At 70.6% G+C, this 23,178-nt stretch carries 24 protein-coding genes and 1 pseudogene; 14 read left to right on the forward strand and 11 right to left on the reverse strand.

The annotated features are described in order from the left end of the window. Positions 1-50: 50 nt before the first annotated feature. Positions 51-1,013, reverse strand: a complete 963-nt coding sequence (locus tag QFW96_RS27675; RefSeq protein ID WP_281458683.1) for a metallophosphoesterase — start codon at positions 1,011-1,013, stop codon at positions 51-53. Positions 1,014-1,082: 69 nt separating this feature from the next. Here QFW96_RS27675 and QFW96_RS27680 point away from each other — a divergent pair, with 69 nt between their 5' ends. Beyond that, the gene (locus tag QFW96_RS27680) at positions 1,083-1,553 is read left to right on the forward strand and encodes a GatB/YqeY domain-containing protein (RefSeq protein WP_281458684.1); all 471 of its coding nucleotides are present in this window, start codon (positions 1,083-1,085) and stop codon (positions 1,551-1,553) included. A gap of 35 nt (positions 1,554-1,588) precedes the next feature. Here QFW96_RS27680 and QFW96_RS27685 read toward each other — a convergent pair whose 3' ends face one another. Both QFW96_RS27685 and QFW96_RS27690 read right to left on the reverse strand, forming a co-directional pair. Then, positions 1,589-2,374 carry a siderophore-interacting protein gene (locus tag QFW96_RS27685; protein WP_281458685.1) on the reverse strand — a complete coding sequence of 262 codons (786 nt, stop codon included), beginning with the start codon at positions 2,372-2,374 and terminating at the stop codon, positions 1,589-1,591. A gap of 42 nt (positions 2,375-2,416) precedes the next feature. Next, on the reverse strand, positions 2,417-4,660 hold the full coding sequence (locus QFW96_RS27690) for a transglycosylase domain-containing protein (protein WP_425524806.1): 2,244 nt from the start codon (positions 4,658-4,660) through the stop codon (positions 2,417-2,419). 425 nt (positions 4,661-5,085) lie between these two features. Here QFW96_RS27690 and QFW96_RS27695 point away from each other — a divergent pair, with 425 nt between their 5' ends. Further along, positions 5,086-5,385, forward strand: a complete 300-nt coding sequence (locus QFW96_RS27695) for a WhiB family transcriptional regulator (protein ID WP_093422866.1) — start codon at positions 5,086-5,088, stop codon at positions 5,383-5,385. Between the two features lie 65 nt (positions 5,386-5,450). Here the strand turns inward: QFW96_RS27695 and bagB are convergent, their stop codons facing one another. Beyond that, a complete protein-coding gene (bagB, locus tag QFW96_RS27700) occupies positions 5,451-6,590 on the reverse strand; it encodes an ATPase BagB (RefSeq protein ID WP_281458687.1) in 1,140 nt (379 codons plus the stop codon). Next, positions 6,587-7,588 carry an ATPase BagA gene (bagA, locus tag QFW96_RS27705; RefSeq protein WP_281458688.1) on the reverse strand — a complete coding sequence of 334 codons (1,002 nt, stop codon included), beginning with the start codon at positions 7,586-7,588 and terminating at the stop codon, positions 6,587-6,589. The genes bagB and bagA overlap by 4 nt, the downstream gene beginning before the upstream one ends. 118 nt (positions 7,589-7,706) lie before the next feature. On the opposite strand from bagA, the gene sp36 reads away from it, so the two are divergent. From sp36 to QFW96_RS27745, 8 genes are all read left to right on the forward strand, one after another. Further along, positions 7,707-7,865, forward strand: a complete 159-nt coding sequence (sp36, locus tag QFW96_RS27710; RefSeq protein WP_132623662.1) for a Sp36 family protein — start codon at positions 7,707-7,709, stop codon at positions 7,863-7,865. 1 nt (position 7,866) lies between these two features. Next, positions 7,867-8,325, forward strand: coding sequence for a RidA family protein (locus QFW96_RS27715; RefSeq protein WP_281458689.1), 459 nt, complete (start codon positions 7,867-7,869; stop codon positions 8,323-8,325). Positions 8,326-8,671: 346 nt separating this feature from the next. After that, positions 8,672-9,286, forward strand: a complete 615-nt coding sequence (locus tag QFW96_RS27720) for a hypothetical protein (protein ID WP_281458690.1) — start codon at positions 8,672-8,674, stop codon at positions 9,284-9,286. A 26-nt stretch (positions 9,287-9,312) separates the two neighbouring features. Further along, entirely contained in the window at positions 9,313-10,437 is a 1,125-nt protein-coding gene (locus tag QFW96_RS27725; RefSeq protein ID WP_281458691.1) for a hypothetical protein, read from the forward strand. 50 nt (positions 10,438-10,487) lie between these two features. After that, the gene (locus QFW96_RS27730; RefSeq protein ID WP_281458692.1) at positions 10,488-11,300 is read left to right on the forward strand and encodes an NUDIX hydrolase; all 813 of its coding nucleotides are present in this window, start codon (positions 10,488-10,490) and stop codon (positions 11,298-11,300) included. Continuing rightward, entirely contained in the window at positions 11,300-12,091 is a 792-nt protein-coding gene (locus QFW96_RS27735; protein ID WP_281458693.1) for an MBL fold metallo-hydrolase, read from the forward strand. The genes QFW96_RS27730 and QFW96_RS27735 overlap by 1 nt, the downstream gene beginning before the upstream one ends. Positions 12,092-12,613: 522 nt before the next feature. After that, entirely contained in the window at positions 12,614-13,357 is a 744-nt protein-coding gene (locus QFW96_RS27740; RefSeq protein WP_281458694.1) for a DUF5919 domain-containing protein, read from the forward strand. 10 nt (positions 13,358-13,367) lie between these two features. Further along, positions 13,368-13,838 (forward strand): NUDIX domain-containing protein, encoded by a 471-nt coding sequence (locus tag QFW96_RS27745; RefSeq protein WP_281458695.1) that lies wholly within the window; start codon positions 13,368-13,370, stop codon positions 13,836-13,838. Positions 13,839-13,995: 157 nt separating this feature from the next. Here the strand turns inward: QFW96_RS27745 and QFW96_RS27750 are convergent, their stop codons facing one another. The 4 genes from QFW96_RS27750 to QFW96_RS27765 form a co-directional block, all read right to left on the reverse strand. Continuing rightward, positions 13,996-15,213 carry an MFS transporter gene (locus QFW96_RS27750; RefSeq protein ID WP_425524807.1) on the reverse strand — a complete coding sequence of 406 codons (1,218 nt, stop codon included), beginning with the start codon at positions 15,211-15,213 and terminating at the stop codon, positions 13,996-13,998. Between the two features lie 390 nt (positions 15,214-15,603). Then, a complete protein-coding gene (locus tag QFW96_RS27755; protein ID WP_281458697.1) occupies positions 15,604-15,879 on the reverse strand; it encodes a hypothetical protein in 276 nt (91 codons plus the stop codon). Between the two features lie 204 nt (positions 15,880-16,083). Continuing rightward, positions 16,084-16,758, reverse strand: coding sequence for a Crp/Fnr family transcriptional regulator (locus QFW96_RS27760; RefSeq protein ID WP_093422841.1), 675 nt, complete (start codon positions 16,756-16,758; stop codon positions 16,084-16,086). A 93-nt stretch (positions 16,759-16,851) separates the two neighbouring features. Next, positions 16,852-17,106 (reverse strand): hypothetical protein, encoded by a 255-nt coding sequence (locus QFW96_RS27765; RefSeq protein WP_029535541.1) that lies wholly within the window; start codon positions 17,104-17,106, stop codon positions 16,852-16,854. A 235-nt stretch (positions 17,107-17,341) separates the two neighbouring features. Here QFW96_RS27765 and nth point away from each other — a divergent pair, with 235 nt between their 5' ends. From nth to QFW96_RS27785, 4 genes are all read left to right on the forward strand, one after another. Continuing rightward, on the forward strand, positions 17,342-18,079 hold the full coding sequence (gene nth / locus QFW96_RS27770) for an endonuclease III (RefSeq protein ID WP_281458698.1): 738 nt from the start codon (positions 17,342-17,344) through the stop codon (positions 18,077-18,079). Further along, positions 18,076-18,705, forward strand: coding sequence for a TlpA family protein disulfide reductase (locus tag QFW96_RS27775; protein ID WP_281458699.1), 630 nt, complete (start codon positions 18,076-18,078; stop codon positions 18,703-18,705). Before nth ends, QFW96_RS27775 begins: the two co-directional genes overlap by 4 nt. 44 nt (positions 18,706-18,749) lie before the next feature. Next, complete coding sequence (locus tag QFW96_RS27780) at positions 18,750-19,406, forward strand: NUDIX hydrolase (RefSeq protein ID WP_406693179.1); 657 nt, start codon at positions 18,750-18,752, stop codon at positions 19,404-19,406. Between the two features lie 109 nt (positions 19,407-19,515). Further along, entirely contained in the window at positions 19,516-20,700 is a 1,185-nt protein-coding gene (locus tag QFW96_RS27785) for a MarP family serine protease (protein WP_281458701.1), read from the forward strand. Between the two features lie 273 nt (positions 20,701-20,973). Here QFW96_RS27785 and QFW96_RS27790 read toward each other — a convergent pair whose 3' ends face one another. Together QFW96_RS27790 and nhaA are read right to left on the reverse strand one after the other, a co-directional pair. Continuing rightward, the gene (locus QFW96_RS27790) at positions 20,974-21,474 is read right to left on the reverse strand and encodes a phage holin family protein (protein WP_281458703.1); all 501 of its coding nucleotides are present in this window, start codon (positions 21,472-21,474) and stop codon (positions 20,974-20,976) included. Between the two features lie 209 nt (positions 21,475-21,683). Next, positions 21,684-22,874: pseudogene (gene nhaA, locus QFW96_RS27795) on the reverse strand (Na+/H+ antiporter NhaA); the annotation flags it as partial. Positions 22,875-23,178: the final 304 nt, after the last annotated feature.

Below are 23,178 nucleotides of genomic sequence, written 5' to 3' on the forward strand. Positions count from 1 at the left end.
ATCTCCAGCTCTGAGGCATCTCGGGTGCTCGCCTCAGCGCTGGATATAGCTTAGCGGATGCCTTCTCCGGCTCCCCAAGGGGTCCTGGTTTCCGCGTTTTCGCTGGTGGAGGCCGGGTTTTCGGTCCTCGGCAGCAAGGTCAGCAGCGTGGCCTCCGGCGGGCACGCGAAGCGGACCGGGGCGTAGGGCGAGGTGCCGAGGCCCGCCGAGACGTGCAGGTGCATCCGCTCGCCCCACGTGGAGGCGCCGCGGGCGCGGGAGCGGTCCAGGTCGCAGTTCGTCGTCAGCGCGCCGTAGCCCGGGACGCGCAGCTGGCCGCCGTGCGTGTGCCCGGCCATCACCAGGTCGTAGCCGTCCTCGGCGAAGCAGTCCAGCACGCGCGGCTCGGGGGAGTGCGTGACGCCCAGCTTCAGGCCCGCGTCGGCCGGGGGACGGCCCGCGATCTCCTCGTAGCGGTCCAGGTGCAGGTGCGGGTCGTCCAGGCCAGCGACGTGGATCTTGGTGCCCTTGACGTCGATGTCGTGGTGGCGGTGGGTGGCGTCGAGCCAGCCGCGCTCGGTCATCGCCGCGCGCAGGTCCCGCCACGGCAGCGACTCGCCGTGGACGCGCTTGGTCTTCGCCGACGGCAGCAGGTAGCGGGCCGGGTTCTTCGGCTTCGGGCCGTAGTAGTCGTTGCTGCCGAAGATGAACACGCCCGGCTTGTCCAGCAGCGACCCCATCGCGCGCAGCGCCGCCGGCACCGCCTGCGGGTGCGCCAGGTTGTCGCCGGTGTTGACCACGAAATCCGGGTCGAGGTCGGCGAGCTCGGCGACCCAGCGCTGCTTCGACCGCTGGTTCGGCGTCATGTGCAGGTCGGAGATGTGCAGCACCCGAATCGGGGGTGTGCCCTCGGCCAGGACCGGAACCGTCGCCTGCCGCAACGTCCAGTGCCGTCGTTCGATGGCCGCCGAGTAGGTGAGCGTCGCGGCGCCGACCGCGCCCGCGCTGAGCAGAATCCGCCCGAACTTGTTCACCCTCGCAAGCCTACGTCTCGGGCGGGGTCGGTGGCCCGGCGCCCGCGTGCCTGGCGCGATAATCGACGCATGGCCGAGCTCAAGGAAAAGCTGCGGGCGGACCTGTCCGCCGCGATGAAGCAACGCGACACCGCCGTCACCGGAGTCCTGCGCATGGCGCTGGCCGCTGTCGGCAAGGAGGAGGTGTCCGGCAAGCAGCAGCGGGAGCTCTCCGACGAGGAGGTGCTCAAGGTGCTGGGCAAGGAGGCCAAGAAGCGCGACGAGGCAGCCGAGGCGTTCCGCTCCGCCGGCCGGGCCGAGCAGGCCGACGCCGAGGCGTCCGAGGCCGAGATCCTGCGCCGCTACCTGCCCCAGCAGCTCTCCGACGACGAGCTGTCCGCGCTGGTCACCGAGGCCATCGCCGAGGTCGAGGCCGAGCTGGGCGAGCGCCCGGGCATGAAGCAGATGGGCCAGGTCATGAAGGCCGCCAACGCCAAGGTCGCCGGCCGCGCCGAAGGCGGCAAGGTCGCGGGCCAGGTCAAAGCCCAACTCCAGGGCTGACCCGGGTCCAGGGCTGACCCGGCCCCGGAGCGGGCTCAGCCCTCGGGCGCGTCCCGGCGCCAGTAGGCGAGGGCGTAGAGGTGGCGGCGGTCCAGGCCGAGCTCGCGCTGGCAGTGCTCGCGCAGGTGGTGGACCGCGTCCGCCTCGGCGCCGATCCACACGTGCGGATCCGGTCCGAGCTCGGCGCCGCGCAGCGCCTCCAGGAGCAGGTCGCTCTGCCCGGCCGGGACGCCGTCGCGCTGCAGCCAGTGCCAGGTGACCTGGGCGGCCGAGTCGATCTCCAGCCGCTCGTCGGCGTCGGCGATCTCCGCGAACACCGTCACCCGGGCCTGCTCCGGCAGCTCCTCGACGATCGCGGCGATCGCCGGCAGCGCCGTCTCGTCGCCGATCAGCACCAGCGGGTCGGCGGTGATCGGCGGCTGGTAGGCCATGCTCGGGCCCACGGTGACGATCTGATCGCCGGGGGCCGCCGCTGCGGCCCACTCGCTGCCCGGGCCGTCGTGGTCGTGGACCACGAAGTCGATCGCCAGCTCCCGGCGCTGCGCGTCGAACCAGCGGACCGTGTAGGTGCGCTGCCGCGGCTGCTCGTCGCGGGGGAGGGCGAAGACCTCCTCGCGGGTGCGGCCCAGCGGCATCGGCTTGCCCGGCTGCGGCAGGCACAGCTTGATCCGCTGGTCGCTGCCGTTGCTGACGAAGTCGCCGAACTCGTCCCCGCCGAGGACGATCCGCACCACGCGCGGCGTGATCCGCTCGGTCGACCGCACCTCCACCAGGCGGTAGCGGGACCGGGCACGTCGGGTGCTCGCCTGCGCTCTCGTCACGAAGGCGAGTCTAGGAAGCACCCGAACGGCCCGGTCAACCGGTCACTGCCCCGGCGGACCGCCCGGCTGCTGCCCCGGCGGGACGCCCGGTGGCGCGGGTGGTGCCGGTGGTGGTCCGGCGGCGGGCGGCGGTGCCGTCGGCGGTGGCCGCTGCGTCGACGGCGTGGGCACGTACCCGGTGCTCACCGACAGCGTCACCGTCTCGCCGGGCAGCGCGAAGCCGCGCGGCGTCTGACTGGTGACCGTGCCCCGCTTGCGCTGGCTGTTCACCGATCGCTCGGTGACCTTGTAACCGGCCTTCTCCAGCGTTTCCTTGGCCTTGTCGTTGGTCAGGCCGACGACGTTGGGCACCTGGAACTCGTTGCCGCCGTTCTCGTACCGGTCGGTGGTCGGGGGCAGCGGTGCCACCGGCAGGCCCTGGTGGATCACGTTCATCGCGTCGAACCAGGTCCGCGCGGGGACCTTGCCGCCGTAGATGTTGCCGCCGTTGGCCCCGCACAGCCGGGGCGGATCGGTGTCGCAGATGCCCTGCGGCGACGTGCCGTCGCTGAAGGTCAGCACCGAACCGGCGAACTGCGGGGTCGCACCGAGGAACCCGGCCGACTGGTGCGCCTCGGTGGTACCGGTCTTGGACGCCACCGGACGGCTCCAGCCCGCGCCGCTGGCCGCGGCCGCCGCCGTGCCGCCGCCGGTGTCGTCCTTGCTCATGCCGACGGCCATCGCGTTGGCCAGCGGCTCGTCCACGGCCTGCTCGCACGGGTCCTCGGTGATCGACACCGGGTTGCCGTTGCGGTCCTGGATCTGCTCGATCGGCGTCGGCGGGCACCACGTGCCGCCGCTCATGATCGTCGCGCCGACGTTGCTCAGCTCCAGCGGACTCGTCGGCGCGAAGCCGAGCGTGAACGCGCCGATGTTCTTCTGCTTCACGTCCTCGGCCTGGGACAGGCCGCCCGAGCCGTTGGGCGTGACGGGGTTGCCGCTGGAGGTGTTGTGCAGCAGCGTCTGCCGCATCCCCAGCCGGACCGCCATGTCCACCGTCGGGTTCAGCCCGACCCGCTCCTGCAACGCCACGAACGCGGTGTTCGGCGAGGTCGCCAGCGCCATCTGCAGCGAGCGCGGACCCGCCGCGACGCCCTCGGCGTTGCCGACCGTGTAGGGCCGGGAACCGTTCTTGTAGACCTGCGAGGTGTAGGAGCCGGGCGACTGGATCGTGTTGTAGATCCCCATCCCCTTCTCCAGCGCCGCCGCGGCGGTGAACACCTTGTAGATCGACCCGGCGCCGAACTTCACGATCCCGCTGGGCAGCGCGTACGACGTCTGCCCCTTCGAGGCGTCGATGCCGAAGTCGCGGTTGGCGACCAGCGCGCGCACCCGGTGCTTGTCCTTGCCGGGTTCGACGACGCTCATGACGTTCGCGATGCCCTTGGTCGTCTTCGGCACGCCGCGCTCGGCGGCGGCCTTGGCGGCGTCCGTGGCGCGCTTGTCCATCGAGGTGCGGATCGTGTAGCCGCCGGTCTTGAGCTGCTCCTCGGTGAACCCGGCGCGCTCCAGGTAGTCGATGACGTAGCGGCAGAAGAACCCGTCGGCCGGGCCCGCGCCGACGCAGCCGTTGGGGATGTTCTGCAACGGCGAGACCAGCCCGAGCGGCGCGTTGCGCGCCTCGGCCGCGGCCTCCGGGGTGATCCGGCGCTGGTCCTCCATCGCCTTGATCACCAGGTTGCGGCGGTCCAGCGCTTCCTGCGGGTTGCTCTCCGGGTTGAGCGCGCTGGGGCTGTTGACCATGCCCGCCAGCAGCGCGGCCTGGGCGATGGTGAGCCGGTCCGGCGTGGTGCCGAAGTAGGTCCGCGCGGCGGCGCTGATGCCGTAGGCCTGGTTGCCGTAGGGCACGACGTTGAGGTAGCGGGTGAGGATCTGCTCCTTGCCGAGCTGCTTCTCCACCTGCAGCGCGATGCGGATCTCCCGCAGCTTGCGGCCCGGGGTCTGCTCGATCGCCTTGGCCTGCTTGACCGGGTCGTCGGCGGCGACGACGTGCACCAGGTAGTTCTTCACGTACTGCTGGGTGAGGGTGGAACCGCCCTGCGCGATCTCGCCGGACATCTGGTTCGTCACGGCGGCGCGCATGGTCCCGGCCCAGTCCACGCCCTGGTGGTCGAAGAACCGCCGGTCCTCGATGGCCACGATCGCCGCCTTCATGGTGTCGGCGATCTGGTCGGGGGCGGCCGGGGTCCGGTCCTGGTTGAACAGGTAGGCGATCGGCCTCCCATCCCTGTCTGTGACCGTAGTCACAAGTGGCGGTTCCTTGGTCATCATGTCCGTGGAAATGCTGTTGACCGCGTCTCCGGCGCGGTTGGAGACCACTCCGAGTGATCCCGCAGCCGGGAAGAGCAATCCCGCGACCAGCACGCCGGCCAGCACACACAGACCGAAAAGCTTCAACAAGCCGTCTCGGGCACGCACTCCGCCAGAGTAAAACGCACACGCGCCGTGACGGAGTGTCACGGCTGAAGTCCGCCCGATGTAGTGAGTGTGAAAGATAACGGGACGACAACCGTCGGTTGGTTGTGGAACCGCTGGGCTCTACAGTCCGTCTACGTCCAGCGACAGCACTGTTGCGGTTCGACTCCCGACGACCCGAACCGCGGCATCCGGTGCCGGGGGGCTCCGGACGAAATACAGTCGCCGACGATCCAGTGAGGAGCTGGGGGAACTCTATGTTCGAGCAGGGGGACTGGCGGGTTAACGCCGCATGTCGAGACCAGAACCCGGATCAATTGTTCGTCCGCGGGGCTGAGCAGCGCAAAGCGCGAATGGTTTGTTTTGGCTGCCCAGTGCGGACGGAGTGCCTCAGCGAGGCGCTCGACAACAAGATCGAATTCGGTGTCTGGGGTGGAATGACCGAACGCGAACGGCGGGCGCTGCTTCGGCGTCGTCCGGATGTTCGTAACTGGCGCGAATTGCTTGAGGCAGCGCGTCAGGATTACACCGATATCACCGAGTTCCAGGTGAGCTGATCCCCGAGAAAAGATCAGGCCGGGCGTGAGCGTGAAAACGTTTATGCCCGGCCTGATTCATCTGATCATTCGCCGGCGAGCCGCCTGCCGATCTCCCGCAACCCGGACAGGTCGTGCACATCCGATGGCAACGCCGCCACCCCGACGAGTGACACGTCCGGGTGCGCTCGGGTGAACCGCGCGAGCATCCGCTTCTCCCGCTCTGCGATCGCGACCCGGTCCGCGTGCACCCGCAGCACCGCTGCCGCCAGCGGGGACGATCCCGCTTCTTCGAGCTCTTCCGCCACGGCCGCTGCCCGCGTGCCGGGCAGGTCGGCGACGACCGGGTGGGTCCGGTTGGCGACCAGGCCGACCAGCGGCATCGACTCCCCGGCGAGCCGCTCCACGAAGTAGGAGGCCTCCCGGAGCGCGTCCGGTTCGGGTGCGGCGACCACCAGGAACGCCGTCCCGGGCGAGCGCAGCAGCCGGTAGGTCTGCTCGGCGCGCTGTCGGAACCCGCCGAAGGTGGAGTCGAAGGCCTGCACGAAGTTCGCCGCGTCGTTGAGCAGCTGGCCGCCGATGATCGTGGACACCGCCTTGGCGAACATCCCGAACGAGGCCCCGACGATCTTGCGCAGCCCGCGCCCGCCCGCGCGCGCGGGAGAGGACAGCATCTTGATCAGCCGCCCGTCCAGCACGGTCGACAGCCGCTGCGGCGCGTCGAGGAAGTCGAGCGCGGAACGGCTGGGCGGGGTGTCGACGACGATGAGGTCCCACTCGCCGGAGGCCGCGAGCTGCCCCAGCTTCTCCATCGCCATGTACTCCTGCGTTCCGGAGAACGAGGTCGAGATGGTCTGGTAGAAGGGGTTGTTCAGGATCTGCTCGGCCCGTTCGGGGCCGGCGTGCATCTGCACCATGTCGTCGAAGGTGCGGCGCATGTCCAGCATCATCGCGTTCAGGTCGCCCGCGGGTTCGAAGCCCTCCAGCCGCACCTGCTTGGGCGTGTTGCCGAGTTCCCGCAGGCCCAGGGCCTGGGCGAGCCGCCGGGCGGGATCGATGGTGAGCACGACGGTCTTGCGGCCGCGTTCGGCGGCTCGCAGGGCGAGCGCGGCGGCGGTCGTGGTCTTGCCGACGCCGCCGGAGCCGCAGCAGACGACGACGTGCGTGTCGGGGTCGTCCAGCAGCGCGTCGACGTCGACCTGCGCGGGCCGCTGCGGTTCGCTCATCGGGGGCTCCGGATGCCGTGTTCGGTGAAGATCTCGGCGAGCTCGTAGAGCTCGGCGACGTCGATGCCGGCGGTGAGGTCGGGCAGCGACACGGCCGGCAGGTCGGTGGCGGCGAGCTGGTCGCGGGCGGCGTCCTCGGCCCGGTGCCTGATGGCGTGCTCGACGGTTTCGTGGAGGAGCCCGTCGAGCGTGCTGTCGTCGACGGTCAGACCAGCGGATTCGAGGCCGGTGCGCACCCGGTCGGCGTCGACGCGGCCGTCGGCGGCGGAGGCGACGGAGCGCGCGGGCAGCCGCCCGGGCCGGACGCGGTTGAGCACGACGGCGCCGGGGCGCAGGTCGGCGGCGTCGAGCTCTTCGACGGCTTCGAGGGTTTCGCGGACCGGGAGCTCTTCGAGGAGCGTGACGAGGTGGACGACGGTGTCGCTGGAGTGCACCAGGCGCACGACGCCGTCGCTGTGGTCGCGGATCGGCCCGACCTTGGCGAGGTCGGCCATCGCGCGGGTGACGTCGAGGAACTTCACGACTCGGCCGGTGGGCGGGGCGTCGACGACGACGGCGTCGTAGACGTGGCGGCCGCGCTCGTCGGTGCGGCCGACGCACTCCTTGATCTTGCCGGTGAACAGCACGTCCCGGAGCCCTGGCGCGAGCGTGGTGGCGAACTCGATGGCGCCCATCTTGCGCAGGGTCCGCCCGGCGAAGCCGAGGTTGTAGAACATCGACAGGTATTCGAGCAGCGCGGGCTCGGCGTCGATGGCCAGCGCTCGCAGCTCCCCTCCGCCCGGCGCCGCGGCGATCCACTCCTCGGAGTAGGGCAGCGGCGCGCTGTCGAAGAGCTGGGCGATCCCCTGCCGCCCCTCGACCTCGATGAGCAGCACCTTCTTGCCCCCGGTGGCCAGGGCCAGCGCGAGCGCGGCGGCGACCGTCGTCTTGCCGGTCCCGCCCTTGCCGCTGACCACGTGCAACCGCGCCTGGTTGAGCTCCCCGTCCCATGAGGTCACGCGATCAGCGTAAGTCCCCGTTTCCGGAAATGTCTGCGCACTTGTGATCGCGGTCGTCCCGCGACGGAGGCACCCGCCACCCACGACGACGACCACCGGAGCAATTAGGCTCCCCACCATGCAGAAGTGGGAGTACGCCACCGTGCCGTTGTTGAGCCACGCGACCAAGCAGATCCTCGACCAGTGGGGCGAGGACGGCTGGGAGCTCGTCGCCGTGCTGCCGGGTCCGACCGGTGAGCAGATGGTGGCCTACTTGAAGCGGCCGAAGGAGGCCTGACATGGGTCGGTGGACGGATCGCCTGGCGGAGCTGGGCATCCCGCTGCCCGAGGTGGTCACCCCGGTGGCGGCCTACGTGCCCGCGGTGCGCACCGGTTCGCTGGTGTTCACGGCCGGCCAGATCCCGATGGTGGCGGGTTCGCCCGCGGGCCTGGGCAAGGTCGGTGCGGAGGTCAGCGCCGAGGAGGCGCAGCAGTACGCCCGGATCTGCGCGCTGAACGCGCTGGCCGCGGTGGACTCGCTGGTCGGCCTGGACTCGATCGTCCGGGTCGTGAAGGTGGTCGGCTTCGTGGCGTCGGCGGAGGGCTTCACCGGTCAGCCCGGTGTGGTCAACGGTGCGTCGGAGCTGCTCGGCGAGGTCTTCGGCGAGGCGGGGCAGCACGCTCGCTCGGCGGTGGGCGTCGCGGAGCTCCCGCTGGGTGTGCCGGTCGAGGTGGAGCTGGTCGTCGAGGTGGAGTGATCTCGGCATTTCGGACCTGGTGCGCGGCGTCTCCCCACGCGGGGTGACGCCGCGTTCTCGTTGCGTGATCGCGGCGTGGTCACCGGAGGAAGAAGCGGTGATTTTTTCGGCGGTGGGGGTCCCTCGATCAACTACGACCAGTACGCTGCGATCATCCTCGGTCTGACGACACCTGTTCTGGCGTACCTCAGATGGGGGATGTTGATTCCAACGCGTTGCGTTTGGGTCGTTCAGGAGCTTGTTCGACCCGGTCAGTAGCACCAAAGTTCACCTGGAAGGGTGCAGCTGCGTCGGGGGAGCGGCGGGCTGGGCCCGGAACGCGGAGTACTACGCATGGAGGGGCGCCGTGGCAGTGCGTGAAACCGATCTGCTGTGCCACGAACTGTTGCTTCGGTTGGCCGGCAGGTTGCCCGATCGGCACCTGTGGCGATACCGGGACTGGCTGGCCGGTGGTGCCGCCGAGGTCGTCGCGAGACTGCTGCCCGGCACGCTGGTCCGCGAGCGCATCGCGCTCGACGACGACGAGCACCGGCTGCTCGCGGACGCGCTGCTGCCGCTGGGCGCGGACCCGGCGATGGTCAACGCGGTGCTGCCCGCGGTCGTCGACACCACCCCGCACTACTCGTTCACCACCGAGTCCCCGGCCGCGAACGTCGGCGACTCCGCGGTGCTGGTGCTCGGCGCGACGCTGCGCGGCCGCCCTGGCGTGCGCGAGGTGCGCAACACCTGGCGGCGCCGCGACTCGGGCCCGGCGAAGCTCGTCGTGCTGGTGTCGGCGTCGAGCGACCAGGTCGAGCTGACCGGGGAGATCCAGCGGGTGCTGCGCGCCCTGGGCGACTCCGCTCCGTGCGTCGAGGTCGTCCCCAAGGACCTGGAACCCACCCCGTACCACCGGATGGCGATCGAGGAATCGGCGCTGGTGTGCTCGGGAGCTGAAGAGTTCGCCGGTCGCCGCGGCTGAGCGGTCGGCAGTTAGAGGAGGCATTCGTGGTGGACGTTGCAGAGGCCGCCGGACCGGTCGACCGGCTGCACGGCCTCTTGCTGGCCATGACCGGGCGCGTCGATGACGACGGCATCGACGGCGCCCGCGAGCTGCTGGGCGTCGGGCAGCCCGACGCCGGAGCCGAATACCTCGCGGGGTGCCTGCTGGCCGGGCGGATCGAGGTGACCGCCGCCGAGCAGTACCACCTGCGCCGGGTGCTGGAGGAGACGCGCTCCCAGCCTCAGCTGGCGGACCGGCTGGCCGTGGTCGATTCGCTGCTGCCGGAGCACCACAAGTTCAACGCCCCCGATTCCGACGACTCGGACCTGGAGCTGGCGCTCAAGCAGGTCGGCGGGCGTCTGACGGGGCTGCGCGGCCTGTGGGTCACCAACCGCACGACGCCCGCGGGCACCAGCTACGGCGCGGTGCCGCAGGGCGTGCTGCTGGCCGAGGTCGGCCCGGACGGGTCCGGTCCGGCGGTCGCCTACCAGCTGATCTCGGCGCTGCGCCGGGCCGGGCTGCGCTACGCGGTGGACGTCTTCGCCACCGGCGCCGACCTGCCCGAGTACCACCGCGACGCGCTGTCGACGGCCCGGCGGGTGCGGTTGGACATCGCGCCCGCGGAGAGGACGGCTCCCCCTGTAGTGCCACGGCCGGAGCAGGTCGTGGAGCCGAGACAGGTGGCCGAGCCCCGGCAGGAGACCCGACAGGAAGCGCGGCAGGAAGCCCGGCAGGTCGCCGAGCACCGCCAGCCCGAGGAGCCCCCGTCCCCGCCGCCGGCACCGCCGGCCCCGGTGGAGGAGTCCCGGCCGGAGGGGGTGTCGCACGCTGTGGCCGAGCCGCAGCACGAGTTTCCCGGTGAATCACCCGAGGACGCACAACCCGAGACAGCGGCCGAGCAGACGGGTGTGATGATGCGCGTCCCGGCCGCGGTCGACGCGAAGCTGACCGACCGGGAGCGCAACCTGCTGCGCAAGCTGCACGAGGAGCTCGCGCACCGCGAGCAGGACGGTCCGGGCAAGCGCCAGGGAGAGGACGGCCGGACCTCGACGATGCCGGGCGGCACCGGGGGTTTCCCGCCGATAGCGGCCAACCAGCAGCAGGCCTACGCCCCGCAGCAGCAGCGCTGATCGTTTCCGGGCGGTGTTCCCCGGCCGGTCGCCGACATAGGGTGGCGGGCATGGATCGTTCGCTGCCAACGGGATTCGTGCCCGAGGACCGGCCGGAGGAGCCCGTGCGCCCGAAGGACGCGGCCACGGTGATGCTGCTGCGCGACGGTCCTGCGGGGCCCGAGGTGTTCCTGCAGCGCAGGGTGAAGGGCATGGCTTTCGCCGGGGGCATGACGGTGTTCCCGGGTGGCGGCGTCGACCCGCGGGACGCGGACGCCTCGGTCGCCTGGAGCGGCCCGGGTCCCGAGTGGTGGGCGCAGCGCTTCGGCTGCACCCCGGAGGTGGCTCGCGCGCTGGTGTGCGCGGCGGTCCGGGAGACCTTCGAGGAGTCCGGGGTGCTGCTGGCCGGGCCCGATGCGACGACGGTCGTGGAGGACACCGGCGGCTACTCGCAGGCCCGGCACGCCTTGGTGACCAGGGACGTCTCGCTCGCGGGCTTCCTCGCGGAGGAGGGCCTGGTGCTGCGCGCCGATCTTCTGCGCCCGTGGGCGAACTGGCTGACCCCGGAGCAGGAGCCGCGGCGCTACGACACCCGCTTCTTCCTGGCCGCGATGCCGGACGGGCAGCGCGCCGACGCGGTCACGACGGAGGCCGCCGAGGCCTACTGGGCGACGCCCGAGCAGGCGCTGACCGACTTCCGCGAGGGCCGCTGCCACCTGCTGCCGCCGACCGAGGTGACGCTGACCGAGCTCGGCGGTTTCGACGCGCTGGACGCGGCGCTGACGGCGGACCGGACGCTCACCAAGGTCATGCCGAAGTTGATCGAGCGCGACGGCCGCTGGCACGCGGTGCTGCCGGGCGAGCCGGGATTCGAGGAGGCCTGATGCAGCACCCCGCCTACGGCGAGCTCCGCCCGGTCACCTCGTACGCGTCCGTGCTGCTGGCCCGCAACCCGAACCCGATGACGCTCGACGGCACCAACACGTGGGTGCTGCGCGAGCCGGGTTCCCGCGAGTGCGTGGTCGTCGACCCGGGCCCGGACGACGTCGAGCACCTCGGTCTGGTCGCCGAGCACGGCCCGGTCGGGCTGGTGCTGCTCACCCACCACCACGAGGACCACACGGCGGGCGTGGCGGAGTTCGTGCAGCGCACCGGGGCCCCGGTGCGCGCGCTGGACCCGAAGCTGTGCCGCGACGCGGAACCGCTCGTCGACGGCGAACCGATCACCGCGGCGGGCGTGGAGCTGCGGGTGATGACCACGGCGGGCCACACGGCCGACTCGGTCTGCTTCGTCGCCGAGCACGACGAACCGGCGGTGTTCACCGGCGACAGCATCCTGGGCCGGGGCACGACGGTCGTCGCCCACCCGGACGGCCACCTGGGCTCCTACCTGGACTCGCTGCGCAAGATCGCCGCCCTGCCCCCGGGAGTCCGGGCTCTGCCCGGCCACGGCCCGGAACTCGACGACGCCCGCGCCATCGCCGAGCACTACCTCGACCACCGGCAGCAACGCCTCGCCCAAGTCCGCCAAGCCCTCACCGACCTCGGTCCCGACCCCACTCCCCGCCAGGTCGTAGAACTCGTCTACGCGGACGTCGACCCCGCGGTCTGGCCGGCAGCGGACCTCACGGTCCAAGCCCAACTCACCTACCTCGAAGAACAGCGCACGCTGTGAGCGGCAGCATCTGAGGCTGAACCACGAAGCAGGTCCGCGAGGAACGTGAGCCGATCCGCGAGCAGATCCCGCTGGACTTGAGTGAGGCGTCCTCCTCCCGCTTCGAAGGCCGCAGCGTCGAGATCCCATTCCATGCCGCGGAGCAGGACGGCCAGGGTTTTGTTGTCGGTCATCCTCGGACCACCTTGCGAGGTCGTGCGGGGCCGGGCGGAGGAGTAGCCGGTTCCGGCCCCGCGGGGCAGCCGTCGCGCGCCGGGGGAAAGGGCGAGCGTCGCGTCGGACGGCGGGGTCTGCGGTTCTTGCTGTGGTGAAGCCAGATCACGAAGGTCGTTCCGTAGAAGACGGACCACGTCAGAAACGCGATGGCGATCAGCAGATCATGTGACATGTGAACCTCCCCTGGTCGGACGATCACCAGCAATATCGATGAGATTCGCGGACACGAGCACCGCGTGGCGGGACATCTGGGGACGTCTTAACTAGGGTCAAAGTCGTCCCGAGACGTCCCTCCTGGAGGATTTGGTGGCCAACGAGCGCCTCCGCGACGCGCTGTTCCGCAACGGGCTCACACCTGCACGGGTCGCGGAGCGGGTCGCGGTCGATGCCAAGACGGTCGAGCGCTGGATCTCGCAGGGTCGGTCGCCGTATCGCCGCCATCGCCACGCGGTCGCCGCGATGCTCCGGGAATCCGAGAGCTACCTGTGGCCGGAGGTCGAGAACGAGCTTGGCACTGCCGAGGTGAGTGCCTCGGAAATCGTCAAGGTGTACCCGCATCGTCATGCAGTTCCGCGCGGTCTGTGGACGGAGCTCCTGGATCGAGCCGCCAGCGAGGTCGAGGTCCTGGTTTACGTCGGGATGTTCCTGACGGAGGACCGTTCGATCCTGCGGACGCTCGCGGACAAGGCGGAGTCCGGTGTGAGGATTCGGCTTCTCTTCGGGGATCCTGCCAGCAGCGCGGTCGCTCGGCGCAGCGCCGAGGAGAACATCGGCAAGGCCACGATCGCCGCGAAGATCCGCCACACGCTCGCCTTCTTCAAGCCGGTTTCCGAGGTCGACGGCATCGAGATCCGGTGTCACGGCACGACGCTCTACAACTCGATCTACCGGTACGACGACGAGATGATCGTCAATCAGCACGTGTACGGGTTCCAAGCTCCGCACGCGCCGACCATGCACCTTCGTCGATTGTCCGCCGGTTCCCTGTTCGAGACCTACGCGGAGAGCTTCGGGGCCGTATGGGACACGGCCAAGCCCCCGAAGTGGTAGGAACGCTGACGTGCCGAAGCGCGACCACTACGACGATCCTGGTGCTCCTGCTGCGAACAGCATCGTTGTCGCCGTCTCCGCGTTCGTGCAGGACGAACGCGGGCGGGTGCTGATGATCCGGCGGACGGACAACGACGAGTACGCGATCCCGGGCGGAGCGCAGGAGATCGGCGAGACGGTGGCTGATGCCGCCGTGCGGGAGACGTTCGAGGAGACGGGCATCGAGATCGAAGTCGTCGGTCTGGTGGGCGTCTACTCCGATCCCGGTCACGTCATCGCCTACGACGACGGTGAAGTCCGGCAGGAGTTCTCCCTCTGCTTCCGAGCGCGACCCGTGGGCGGCTCATTGCGCGAGAGCAGCGAGAGCAGCGAAGTTCACTGGGTTCGTTCGACAGGCCTTCCCGCGCTCAACATCGGTCGCGCGAACCGACTCCGCATCGAGCATGGCCTCCGCGGTGACGCCGCACCACACCTCGGCTGATACGCGTTCAGCCGGCAGCCGGCAGCCGTCGGGGCGGCGGGTTCCTCGCGTGGGGACAGTTTTTGCCAGAATTGTCCGGGGTTGGTGTCCTTTTTGTCCGGACAGTTTGGGCTAAAACTGCCCCCTGCAGCGCTCCGCGGTCGGAACTCGGAGGTTCTCAGGTTCCGGCGAGGGAGAGGTTCGTGCGGTGGGGGAGGAGGGTGTTCCGGCGGAGGTAGAGGAGGGCGGCCAGGGCGGCGCCGGTGGCGCCGGCGACGAGGAAGGCCGTGGGCGGGCCCGCCAGTTCGACGAGCTGGCCGCTGGTGGACTGGCCGATCGCCGAGCCCAGGGTCACCGAGGTGACCACCCAGCCGAACGCCTCCGCTGCGGTGCCGGGCGGGGCGGCGAACTCGACCGCGACCGAGTGGGCCGTGGACTGCGGGGTGATCAGGCAGCCCGCCAGCAGCAGCATCAGAGCCAGGCCCAGCAGCGTCGTCGGCAGCGCGAGCAGGGCGACCAGGCCCGCGAAGCCGAGCAGCAGGGCCGGTAGCCGCAGGTACATCGGGCGCGGCCACGGGTGCACGCCGTAGACCACGCCGACCGCGACCGAGCTGACCGAGGCCAGGCTCATCAGCAGGCCGCCCATCGTCGGCTGCCCCGCCTCCACCGCTGCCGCCGGGACCGCGACCTCGATGAAGCCGATCACCACGCCGAAGCCCAGCGCCGCCAGCGCCACCGTGCGCATGCCCGGGGCCGCGATCGCGCCCAGCAGCGCTCCCGCGTGCTCCGACGGCTCCGGGCGCTGCGTGCGGGCGGCGCGCGTCGCGGCGAAGCCGACGCTGCCCAGCACCATGCACACCGCGCCGGCCACGACACCGGTTCCCGCCCACGGAGTCGCCACCAGCAGGCCCGCCAGTCCCGGCCCGAGGATGAAGAAGACCTCCAGGCTGATCGCCTCGTAGGAGAACGCCGCCTCGCGCACCCGTCCCGGCGGCAGCAGGTGTCCCCACAGCGCGCGCGAGGCCGAACCGATGTTCGGCTGCAGCAGTCCCATCGCGAACGCGCCGAGCACCACCAGCGGCGTCGGGGCACCCAGCTCGATCGCCAGCAGCGTCGCCACCACCGAGCCCGTGAACAGGGCGGACGTGATGTACAGCGGCTTCGACGGGCCGGTGCGGTCCACGATCCTGCCCTGCACGACCGACCCCATCGCCACGCCGATCAGCTCGGCGGCAGACACGGTGCCCGCGATCGCGAACGACGAGCTCTCCCGCTGCACGTACAGCAGCAGCGCCATGCCGATCATCGCGATGGGCAGCCTGCCCAGCAGCGAGGTGACGACGGGGGCGCGGGCGCCGGGAGTGGTCAGAGCCGTGCGGTAGTCGTTCAGCGACATGGATTGGGACACGCGTTCCAGTATGCCGAAAATGGTACGGCGGTACCAACGAGTTTCCGGTTCGAGCGGAACGACCGGAGTGAGGTTGCTTACTCAGAACGGGTGATGTGTGCAACCGAGCCCTCGGCGCGCACGTCTTGGTTGGTGAAAGGGGGTTGCTGGAGAGCACGCACTTCCAGCATCTTCGTGGAGAGGCAACTGCACACAGCGAGGCAAGTGCACGCAGCCGCCTCCGGTGCCGAGGAATTCGGGGCCGAAGCACCGGAGGGCCGGGGGAGCGTGGTTAGTCGTCGGGGGACGAACCACGCGAAAGTGAAGGGACTGGAGCGCCACGTCGGGGGTGGCGCCCAGTCCCTTCGCAATTCCGCTGTCGCCCGGCGACCGCGCTGATCAGCAGCCCCCGCCGCCTCCGCCGTCGCCGCCCCCGCAGCCGCCGCCGTCGCTCCCGCCGAAGCCGCCGTCGCTGAAACCGCCGCCGTCGCTGAAACCGCCGCCATCGCTGAAACCGCTGTCGCTGCTGCCCGCCGTGCCCACGAAAGCGCCGCTCGACGCCCTCCGCCGACGGCCGTCGATGCGGTTCGAGCTCGCCATCGCCGTGCGCACCGTCGTCACGAACAGCAGTACCAGGGCGATCGCCACCACGGCGATCACGATGTTGGAATCCATCCGGAGACCCCTTTCGTCTGCGTCTCGTGATGTGACGCAGACGACTCGGCCTCGGTTGCGTGTTCGAACCGGAAGAGTTTTCCCGGAATCCGCAGAGGTGGCGCGGACGCGAAGAGACGCGCGTCGGCTGAAGAACCCGGGAAGGAGCCCCGGACTCTTCGGCCGACGCGCGTCACGTTCGCGTTGTGTGCGCTGCGTCGTCGCTCAGCGAGCGCGGCGGGCCAAGCGCTCCGGATCCAGGATCAGGACGCTCTTGCCCTCGAGACGCAGCCAGCCGCGGTGCGCGAAGTCGGCGAGCGCCTTGTTCACGGTCTCCCGCGAGGCGCCGACGTACTGCGCGATCTCTTCCTGCGTGAGGTCGTGGGTGACCCGCAGCAGGCCCGCTTCCTGGCTGCCGAAGCGCTGCGCGAGCTGCAGCAACGCCTTGGCGACGCGCCCCGGAACGTCGGTGAAGATCAGGTCCGCGAGCATGCCGTTGGTGCGGCGCAGGCGGCGGGCCACCACGCGCAGCAGCTGTTCGGCGATCTCCGGACGCGTGGCGATCCACTGCCGCAGAGCGCCTCGGTCCATGCTCAGCGCGCGCACCTCGGTGACCGTCGTCGCGGTCGAGGTCCGCGGTCCCGGGTCGAAGATGGACAGCTCGCCGAACATGTCCGACGGCCCCATGATCGCCAGCAGGTTCTCCCTGCCGTCCGGGGATTTGCGTCCGAGCTTCACCTTGCCGGACTGAATGATGTAGAGCCGGTCACCCGGCTCGCCCTCGGCGAAGATCACGTGTCCGCGCGGGAACTCGATCGGTTCCAGCGATTGGGCCAGTGCCTCCGCCGCAGCCGGCTCAACGCCTTGGAAGATGCCGGCCCGGGCCAGGGTCTCGTCCACCTCGTCCCTCCATGTTGAGACGCGGCGGCTGTCTGTGGTGCCGGACCCGCGTCAGCGCGTCTGGCGGTGTGCCGCCGATCACTACCAGCGATTCTAAGACTGGTCGCGCGAACGGCGGGTACGTAGCCTACCGGCGCGTCCCACCCTGCGTAGCTGGAACAGCTCCAGCGCACGTCCAATGCCTTGCCGGAACAGCGCCCGCACCTCGTCCGGGCGAGCGTTCTCCAGCAACTCCTCCACCTCGTTCTCCTGCACCGCCACATGCCGCAGGCGGGCCTCCACGCGCTCCATGAAGAGCGTGAAGAACATGATCACGAGCGGTACTACGATGACGAACCAGGCAGCCATCATGGTGTGAATCCTCGCTCATACCTTCGACGCCGGTTCAACCGGGGGTCGGTTCTCAGGGCTCGGTGACGGTGCCGCCACCGTCCGTGTCAGGGCTCCTCCGTAGTCTGGTGGGGTGTCGGAGCCTGCTCGAAACACCCGCGCCAAGTCCGCTGGAACCCCTCCTGACCAGGGGAAGACCCGATCTCGGAAGGGCGAGGAGACCCGGCTGGGACTCGTCCGGCGAGCGAGGCGGATGCTGCGCGCCTTGAACGAAGCCTATCCGGACGCGCACTGCGAGCTGGACTTCACCACGCCCCTGGAGCTCGCGGTCGCGACGATCTTGTCCGCGCAGTGCACCGACAAGCGGGTCAACGAGGTCACGCCCGCGCTGTTCCGCCGCTACCCGACCGCCGCGGACTACGCGGGAGCCGACCGGACCGAGCTGGAGGAGATGATCCGGTCCACCGGCTTCTACCGGAACAAGGCCTCCTCGCTGATGGGGTTGGGCGCCGCGCTCGTCGACAGGCACGGCGGCGACGTGCCCGCGAAGCTCGATGAGCTGGTGAAGCTCCCCGGGATCGGGCGCAAGACGGCCAACGTGATCCTCGGCAACGCCTTCGACGTCCCGGGCATCACCGTGGACACCCACTTCGGGCGGTTGGTCCGCCGGTGGGGCTGGACCGAGCTGGAGGACCCGGTGAAGGTCGAGCACGCCATCGGGGAGCTGATTCCCCGGAAGGAGTGGACGATGCTCTCCCACCGGGTGATCTTCCACGGGCGGCGCGTCTGCCACTCCCGCAAACCGGCCTGCGGCGCCTGCCTGCTGGCCAAGGACTGCCCGGCCTACGGCGCCGGGCCCACCGACCACGTCGAGGCCGCGAAGCTGGTCAGGGGGCCGGAGACGCCCCGGCTGCTGGAGCTCGCGGGCATCGTCGACGAGGTGCCGGACAAGACGGTGGAGAAGCAGGCGGCCAAGGAGCCGGTGGCGTGAACCTGCGTGCCTACCGGTCCGAGATCCAGTGGACCGTCGTCGTCGTGGTGCTCGCCGTCCTGGCCGCCGTCGCGCTCTGGCCGCGCGACCACGAGCAGCAGCAGGGCGGACCGGCCGCCGCCCCGCCGCCCGCGGAGCGGATCGATCCGCAGCAGCGCGCGGCCGCCGCGCTGCAGCCCTGCCCGACCGGAACGGGCGGTCCCGCCGGGCTCGCGGGGGTCAGCGCGCAGTGCCTGGCCGACGGCAAGCCCGTTGACCTGGCCGGAGCCGTCTCCGGCGAGCCCACGCTGATCAACCTCTGGGCCACCTGGTGCGTGCCGTGCCGGACCGAGCTGCCCGCGCTGCAGGCCTACAGCACCGAACCCGGTGCGATCCGGGTGCTGGGCGTGCAGGTCGACAGCGGTGCGGGCGAAGGTCTTGACCTACTGCGCGAGCTCGGCGTTCACTTCCCCACCGTGCATGACGGCGACAACCGGGCCCGGGCCGCGCTGGGAGCCCCCAACGTGCTGCCGGTCAGCTTCGTGGTGACCGGCTCCGGCGAGGTCCGGCGCATCGACCCGCCGGTCGCGTTCGAATCTCCCGCCGAGGTTCGGGCCGCCGTCGAACGGACCCTGGGGGGCCAGTGAGCGAGAACGGACCGCTGGTCGATCCCGACGACCTGCCCGAGTGGATGCGGACGCTGGTCAAGCGCACCGCCGACCTCGACCCCGGGCACTTCGGCTGGCCGAACCACCCGCCACCCGCCTCCGCCCGGCCGGCAGCCGTGCTGATCCTGCTCGGCGAGGGCGAGCACGGCCCGGAGGTGCTGCTGCTGCGCCGCGCCGACGGCCTCAACTCGCACCCCGGTCAGGTCGCCTTCCCCGGCGGCGCGCTCGACGATGTCGATCGCGGTCCGGTGGACGCCGCGCTGCGCGAGGCCGTCGAGGAGGTGGGGGTGCGCACGGACGGCATCCGCCCGGTCGCCACCCTGCCGGAACTGCACGTTCCGCACAGCGGGTTCCGGGTCACCCCGGTGCTGGCGCACTGGACCGAGCCCTCGCACGTCGCGCCTGTTGACCCGGGCGAGACCGCCGCGGTGGCGAGCGTGCCGATCTCCTGGCTCACCGACCCGGAGAACCGGGTGCGGGTGCGGCTGAGCAGCGGCGTGGCCGGGCCGGCTTTCCTCGTTCCGGGGATGCTCGTGTGGGGCTTCACCGGCGGGCTGCTGGCCGGACTGCTGGAGCTGGCGGGCTGGTCGCGCAGCTGGAACCGCGCTGACGTGCGAGAACTCGACGAGGCGTGGCGAGCGGCGGAGGAAGCCGACGACCTCGGCTTCGGACGTTCCTGAGGGCGTTCCGGGAGGTGGCGAACGCCTCCCCGGCGGACCGGCGTAGCCGTTCCGTTGTCCGACCATGAGACGGTGGTGCGACTGATCGTCCAGTGCGAGGGGTGAGTGGGTGAACTGGGTCGACCTGCTGGTGGTGCTGCTGGCACTGCTCGCCGCGGTCTCCGGGGCTCGGAGCGGTCTGGTCACCGCACTGCTGTCCTTCGTGGGCGTGTTCGTCGGAGCGGTGGTGGGCCTCAAGGTCGCACCGCTGCTGCTGGACACCCTGGACAGCCCGGTCGCCCGGCTGGCCTTCGGCGTGGGCATCGTGGTCCTGCTGGTCGCCTTCGGCGAGACCTTCGGGATGTGGGCGGGCCGCGAGCTGCGGGACCGGATCACCTCACCGCGCCTCGCCGGGGTCGACAACGCGCTCGGCTCGGTGCTGCAGTTCCTCGCGGTGCTGGTGGTGGCCTGGCTGGTGGCGCTGCCGTTCACCTCGGCCACGGCGCTGCCCGGGCTGGCGGCGGCGCTGAGCCGGTCGCAGGTGCTCAGCACGGTCAACTCGGTGATGCCCCCGCAGGCCAGGGCGCTGCCCGACGACCTGCGCCGGATGCTCGGCATGTCCGGTTTCCCCGAGGCGCTGGAGCCGTTCTCGGAGACCCCGGTCGCCGAGATCGCACCGCCCGACCCGGCGCTGGCCGGGAGCGAGGTGGTGCGCAACGCGCAGACCAGCGTGGTCAAGATCCGCGGTCGCGCGACCTCGTGCGCCCGCGCGCTGGAGGGCACCGGCTTCGTGATCGCCCCGCACCGGGTCATGACCAACGCGCACGTGGTGGCGGGTACTGACCGGGTGGCCATCGAGATCGGCCGCGGTGACTTCGACGCCGAGGTCGTGATGTACAAGCCGGACGTGGACCTGGCGATCCTGTCGGTCCCGGACCTGGACGCCGAGGCGATGACGTTCGCGTCGAGCTCGGCGCACCCGGGGGACGACGCGATCGCGCTCGGCTACCCGCTGGACGGCCCGTACACGGCCTCCGCCGGGCGGGTCCGGGAGCGCATCCGGCTGCGCGGGCCGGACATCTACGACGCGGCGACCGTGGTGCGCGACGTCTACACGGTGCGCGGCCGGGTGCAGAGCGGGAACTCGGGCGGTCCGCTGATCAGCCCGGACGGGAAGGTCGTGGGCGTGGTCTTCGGCGCCGCGGTCGACGATCCGGAGACGGGTTTCGCGCTCACCGCGGACGAGGTCGCCGACGAGGTGGAGGAAGCCCCGCACCTCACCACCCCGGTCCCGACGGGCAACTGCACGAACTGACGAACCGGACCGCTTTCGGGAGGCCGCGAAGCTGCGAGGCCGGGTGCGGCCTGGGTGCGCGGTCCGGGAGCGGGACAGTTTTAGCCAGAATCACCCATGATCGATGTCCGTTTTGCCGGGACAATTATGGCTAAAACTGTCCACTGGTGACGTTCCCGCCGAACAGGACCCCGCACCGAGATGCGAGAACCGCGGCGGACTTGGTCCGCCGCGGTTCTGGCTGGGTGTGAGCGCCCCTGGCCGAGTGGCCGGTGGGTCAGGTGGCGGGTGGGGTCACGTGGCCGGGGTTTCCTCCGGCTTGTGGCGCTTGGTGATGTTCTTGGTCTCCTTGAGGGTCGCCATCGTGCGCTTCGGGGCGCGGATCTTGCGGACCTTCAGGTAGCCGAGCAGCGCGAACAGGCCGGCGACCAGCAGCATCGCCAGGAAGACGATGCCGAAGGCGGCCCAGCGCCACAGGCCGAGCGCGTGCAGCCCCTCGGCCGCGGTGAAGAACAGGAAGAACAGGCTGAAGCCCAGCACGCACAGCGCCAGGATGAAGTAGACGCTGCCGCGCAGCCCCTTCTTGACCTCACCGGCGATCTCGGACTTGGCGAGCTCCACTTCGGAGCGGACCAGAGTGGACAGGTGCGTGGTGGCGTCTTTGACCAACGCGCCGATGGACTGCCCGTCGGGAGCAGTGCCCTCCTCGGACAACGGGATGGAGTTCACCGCACTCCACTCCGCACCTTCACGGCTGCCGTTGGTGCTCTTCTGGGCGCTGTTCACGGCCACCATCGTGCCACGGGAGATCAGCCACGCGCCCATCGACTCGCGATGCGTTACCCGCGAGTGACATTCCCGCCCTGCTCACCAGCTCCGTTGTCACCGGCCCCGTCGGTCCCGTCGACCTCGTTGGCCCCGTCGGCTTTGTTGGCCCCGTCGACCTCGTTGGCTCCGTCGGCGTTGTTGGCTCCGTCGGCCTCGTTGGTCCCGTCGCCGTTGTCGGCCCCGTTGCCGTTGAACTTGCGGCCGCGCCGCACGAGCGCAGCTGCGGCGAGCAGCGAGGCGACGGCGGAGGCGATGAGGACCGCGGCCTTGGCGCGTTCGGCCGCCGCGCCCTCCAGCGCGAGTTCGGTGATGAGCAGGCTGACGGTGAAGCCGACGCCGCCGAGCATCGCCAGCGCCCCCATGTCCAGCCACGACACCGAGGACGGCTTGTTGCCGATGCGCAGCTTCACCGCGATGAACGAGGTCGCGAAGATGCCGACGAACTTGCCGACCACCAGGCCGACGATCACGCCGATCGCCACCCGGTCCTCGAACATCGAGGTCAGGGCCTCGCCGTCGACCGGCACACCGGCGGCGAAGAACGCGAACACCGGCACGACCAGACCGGCCGACCAGGGCTGCAGCCGGTGCTCCAGCCGCATCGCCGGGGAGGCCTCCTCGTCGGCATCGGTGCGGACGCGGGTGAGCAGGCCCAGCGCGACACCGGCGATGGTGGCGTGGATGCCGCAGCTGTGCACCGCGATCCAGGTGGCGACCGCCAGCGGCACGTAGATCCACGGCGAGCGGATGCGCTTGTGCTGCAGGAACCAGTACAGCGCGCAGAGCACGACGGCGGCCAGCAGCCACAGCAGGTCGAGGCCGGAGGTGAACACGACGGCGATCACGATGATGCCGCCGAGGTCGTCGACGACGGCGAGGCTGAGCAGGAACACCCGGGCCGCGGTCGGCATCCACGAGCCGGTCAGCGCGAGCACGCCGAGCGCGAACGCGATGTCGGTGGCCACCGGGATCGCCCACGCGGTCTCGTGCCCGGGGGCACCGGCGCTGACGGCGAAGGCCAGACCGGCGGGCACGACCATGCCACCGATGGCGGCGATGACCGGCAGCAGCGCGCTGCGGATGTTGGACAGCTCGCCGATCACCAGCTCGCGCTTGAGCTCCAGGCCGGCGACGAAGAAGAAGATCGCGAGCAGGCCGTCCTTGGCCCACTCGCCGATGCTGAGGTCGAGGTGCAGCAGGTGCGGACCGACCTCGAAGTCGCGGATGGCGGTGTAGAAGGCGCTCGCGGGGGAGTTGGCGAGCAGCAGCGCGACGGCGGCCGCGGCGAGCAGCACCATGCCGCCGACGGTCTCGGTGCGCAGGTAGGCGCCGAAGTCGAACGTGCGGGCGCGGTTGCGGTCGAACAAGGTGGCTCCGTTCGTGGGCAGCACGATTCGTTCGCCGACCAGACTTCCCGGCACACCTGTAGTCGAGCCTAACATCCGTCTGGCGGATCAGTTGCCGCTTCAAGCACTTCTCAGGAGGTGTTTGCCCAGTTCAGCAGGGTTGTGCGAAAAAATGGGAGGGCGCCCTCGAACCGAGGGCGCCCTCCTGCGAACAGCTGGGACGATCAGTCGTCGCCGGACTTCAGCCCCTTGGAGATGAGGTCCATGACCGAGGAGTCGGCGAGCGTGGTGACGTCGCCGACTTCGCGGTTCTCGGCGACGTCGC

This window comes from Saccharopolyspora ipomoeae, from assembly GCF_029952525.1.
GTDB classification, from domain to species: Bacteria; Actinomycetota; Actinomycetes; order Mycobacteriales; family Pseudonocardiaceae; genus Saccharopolyspora; species Saccharopolyspora ipomoeae.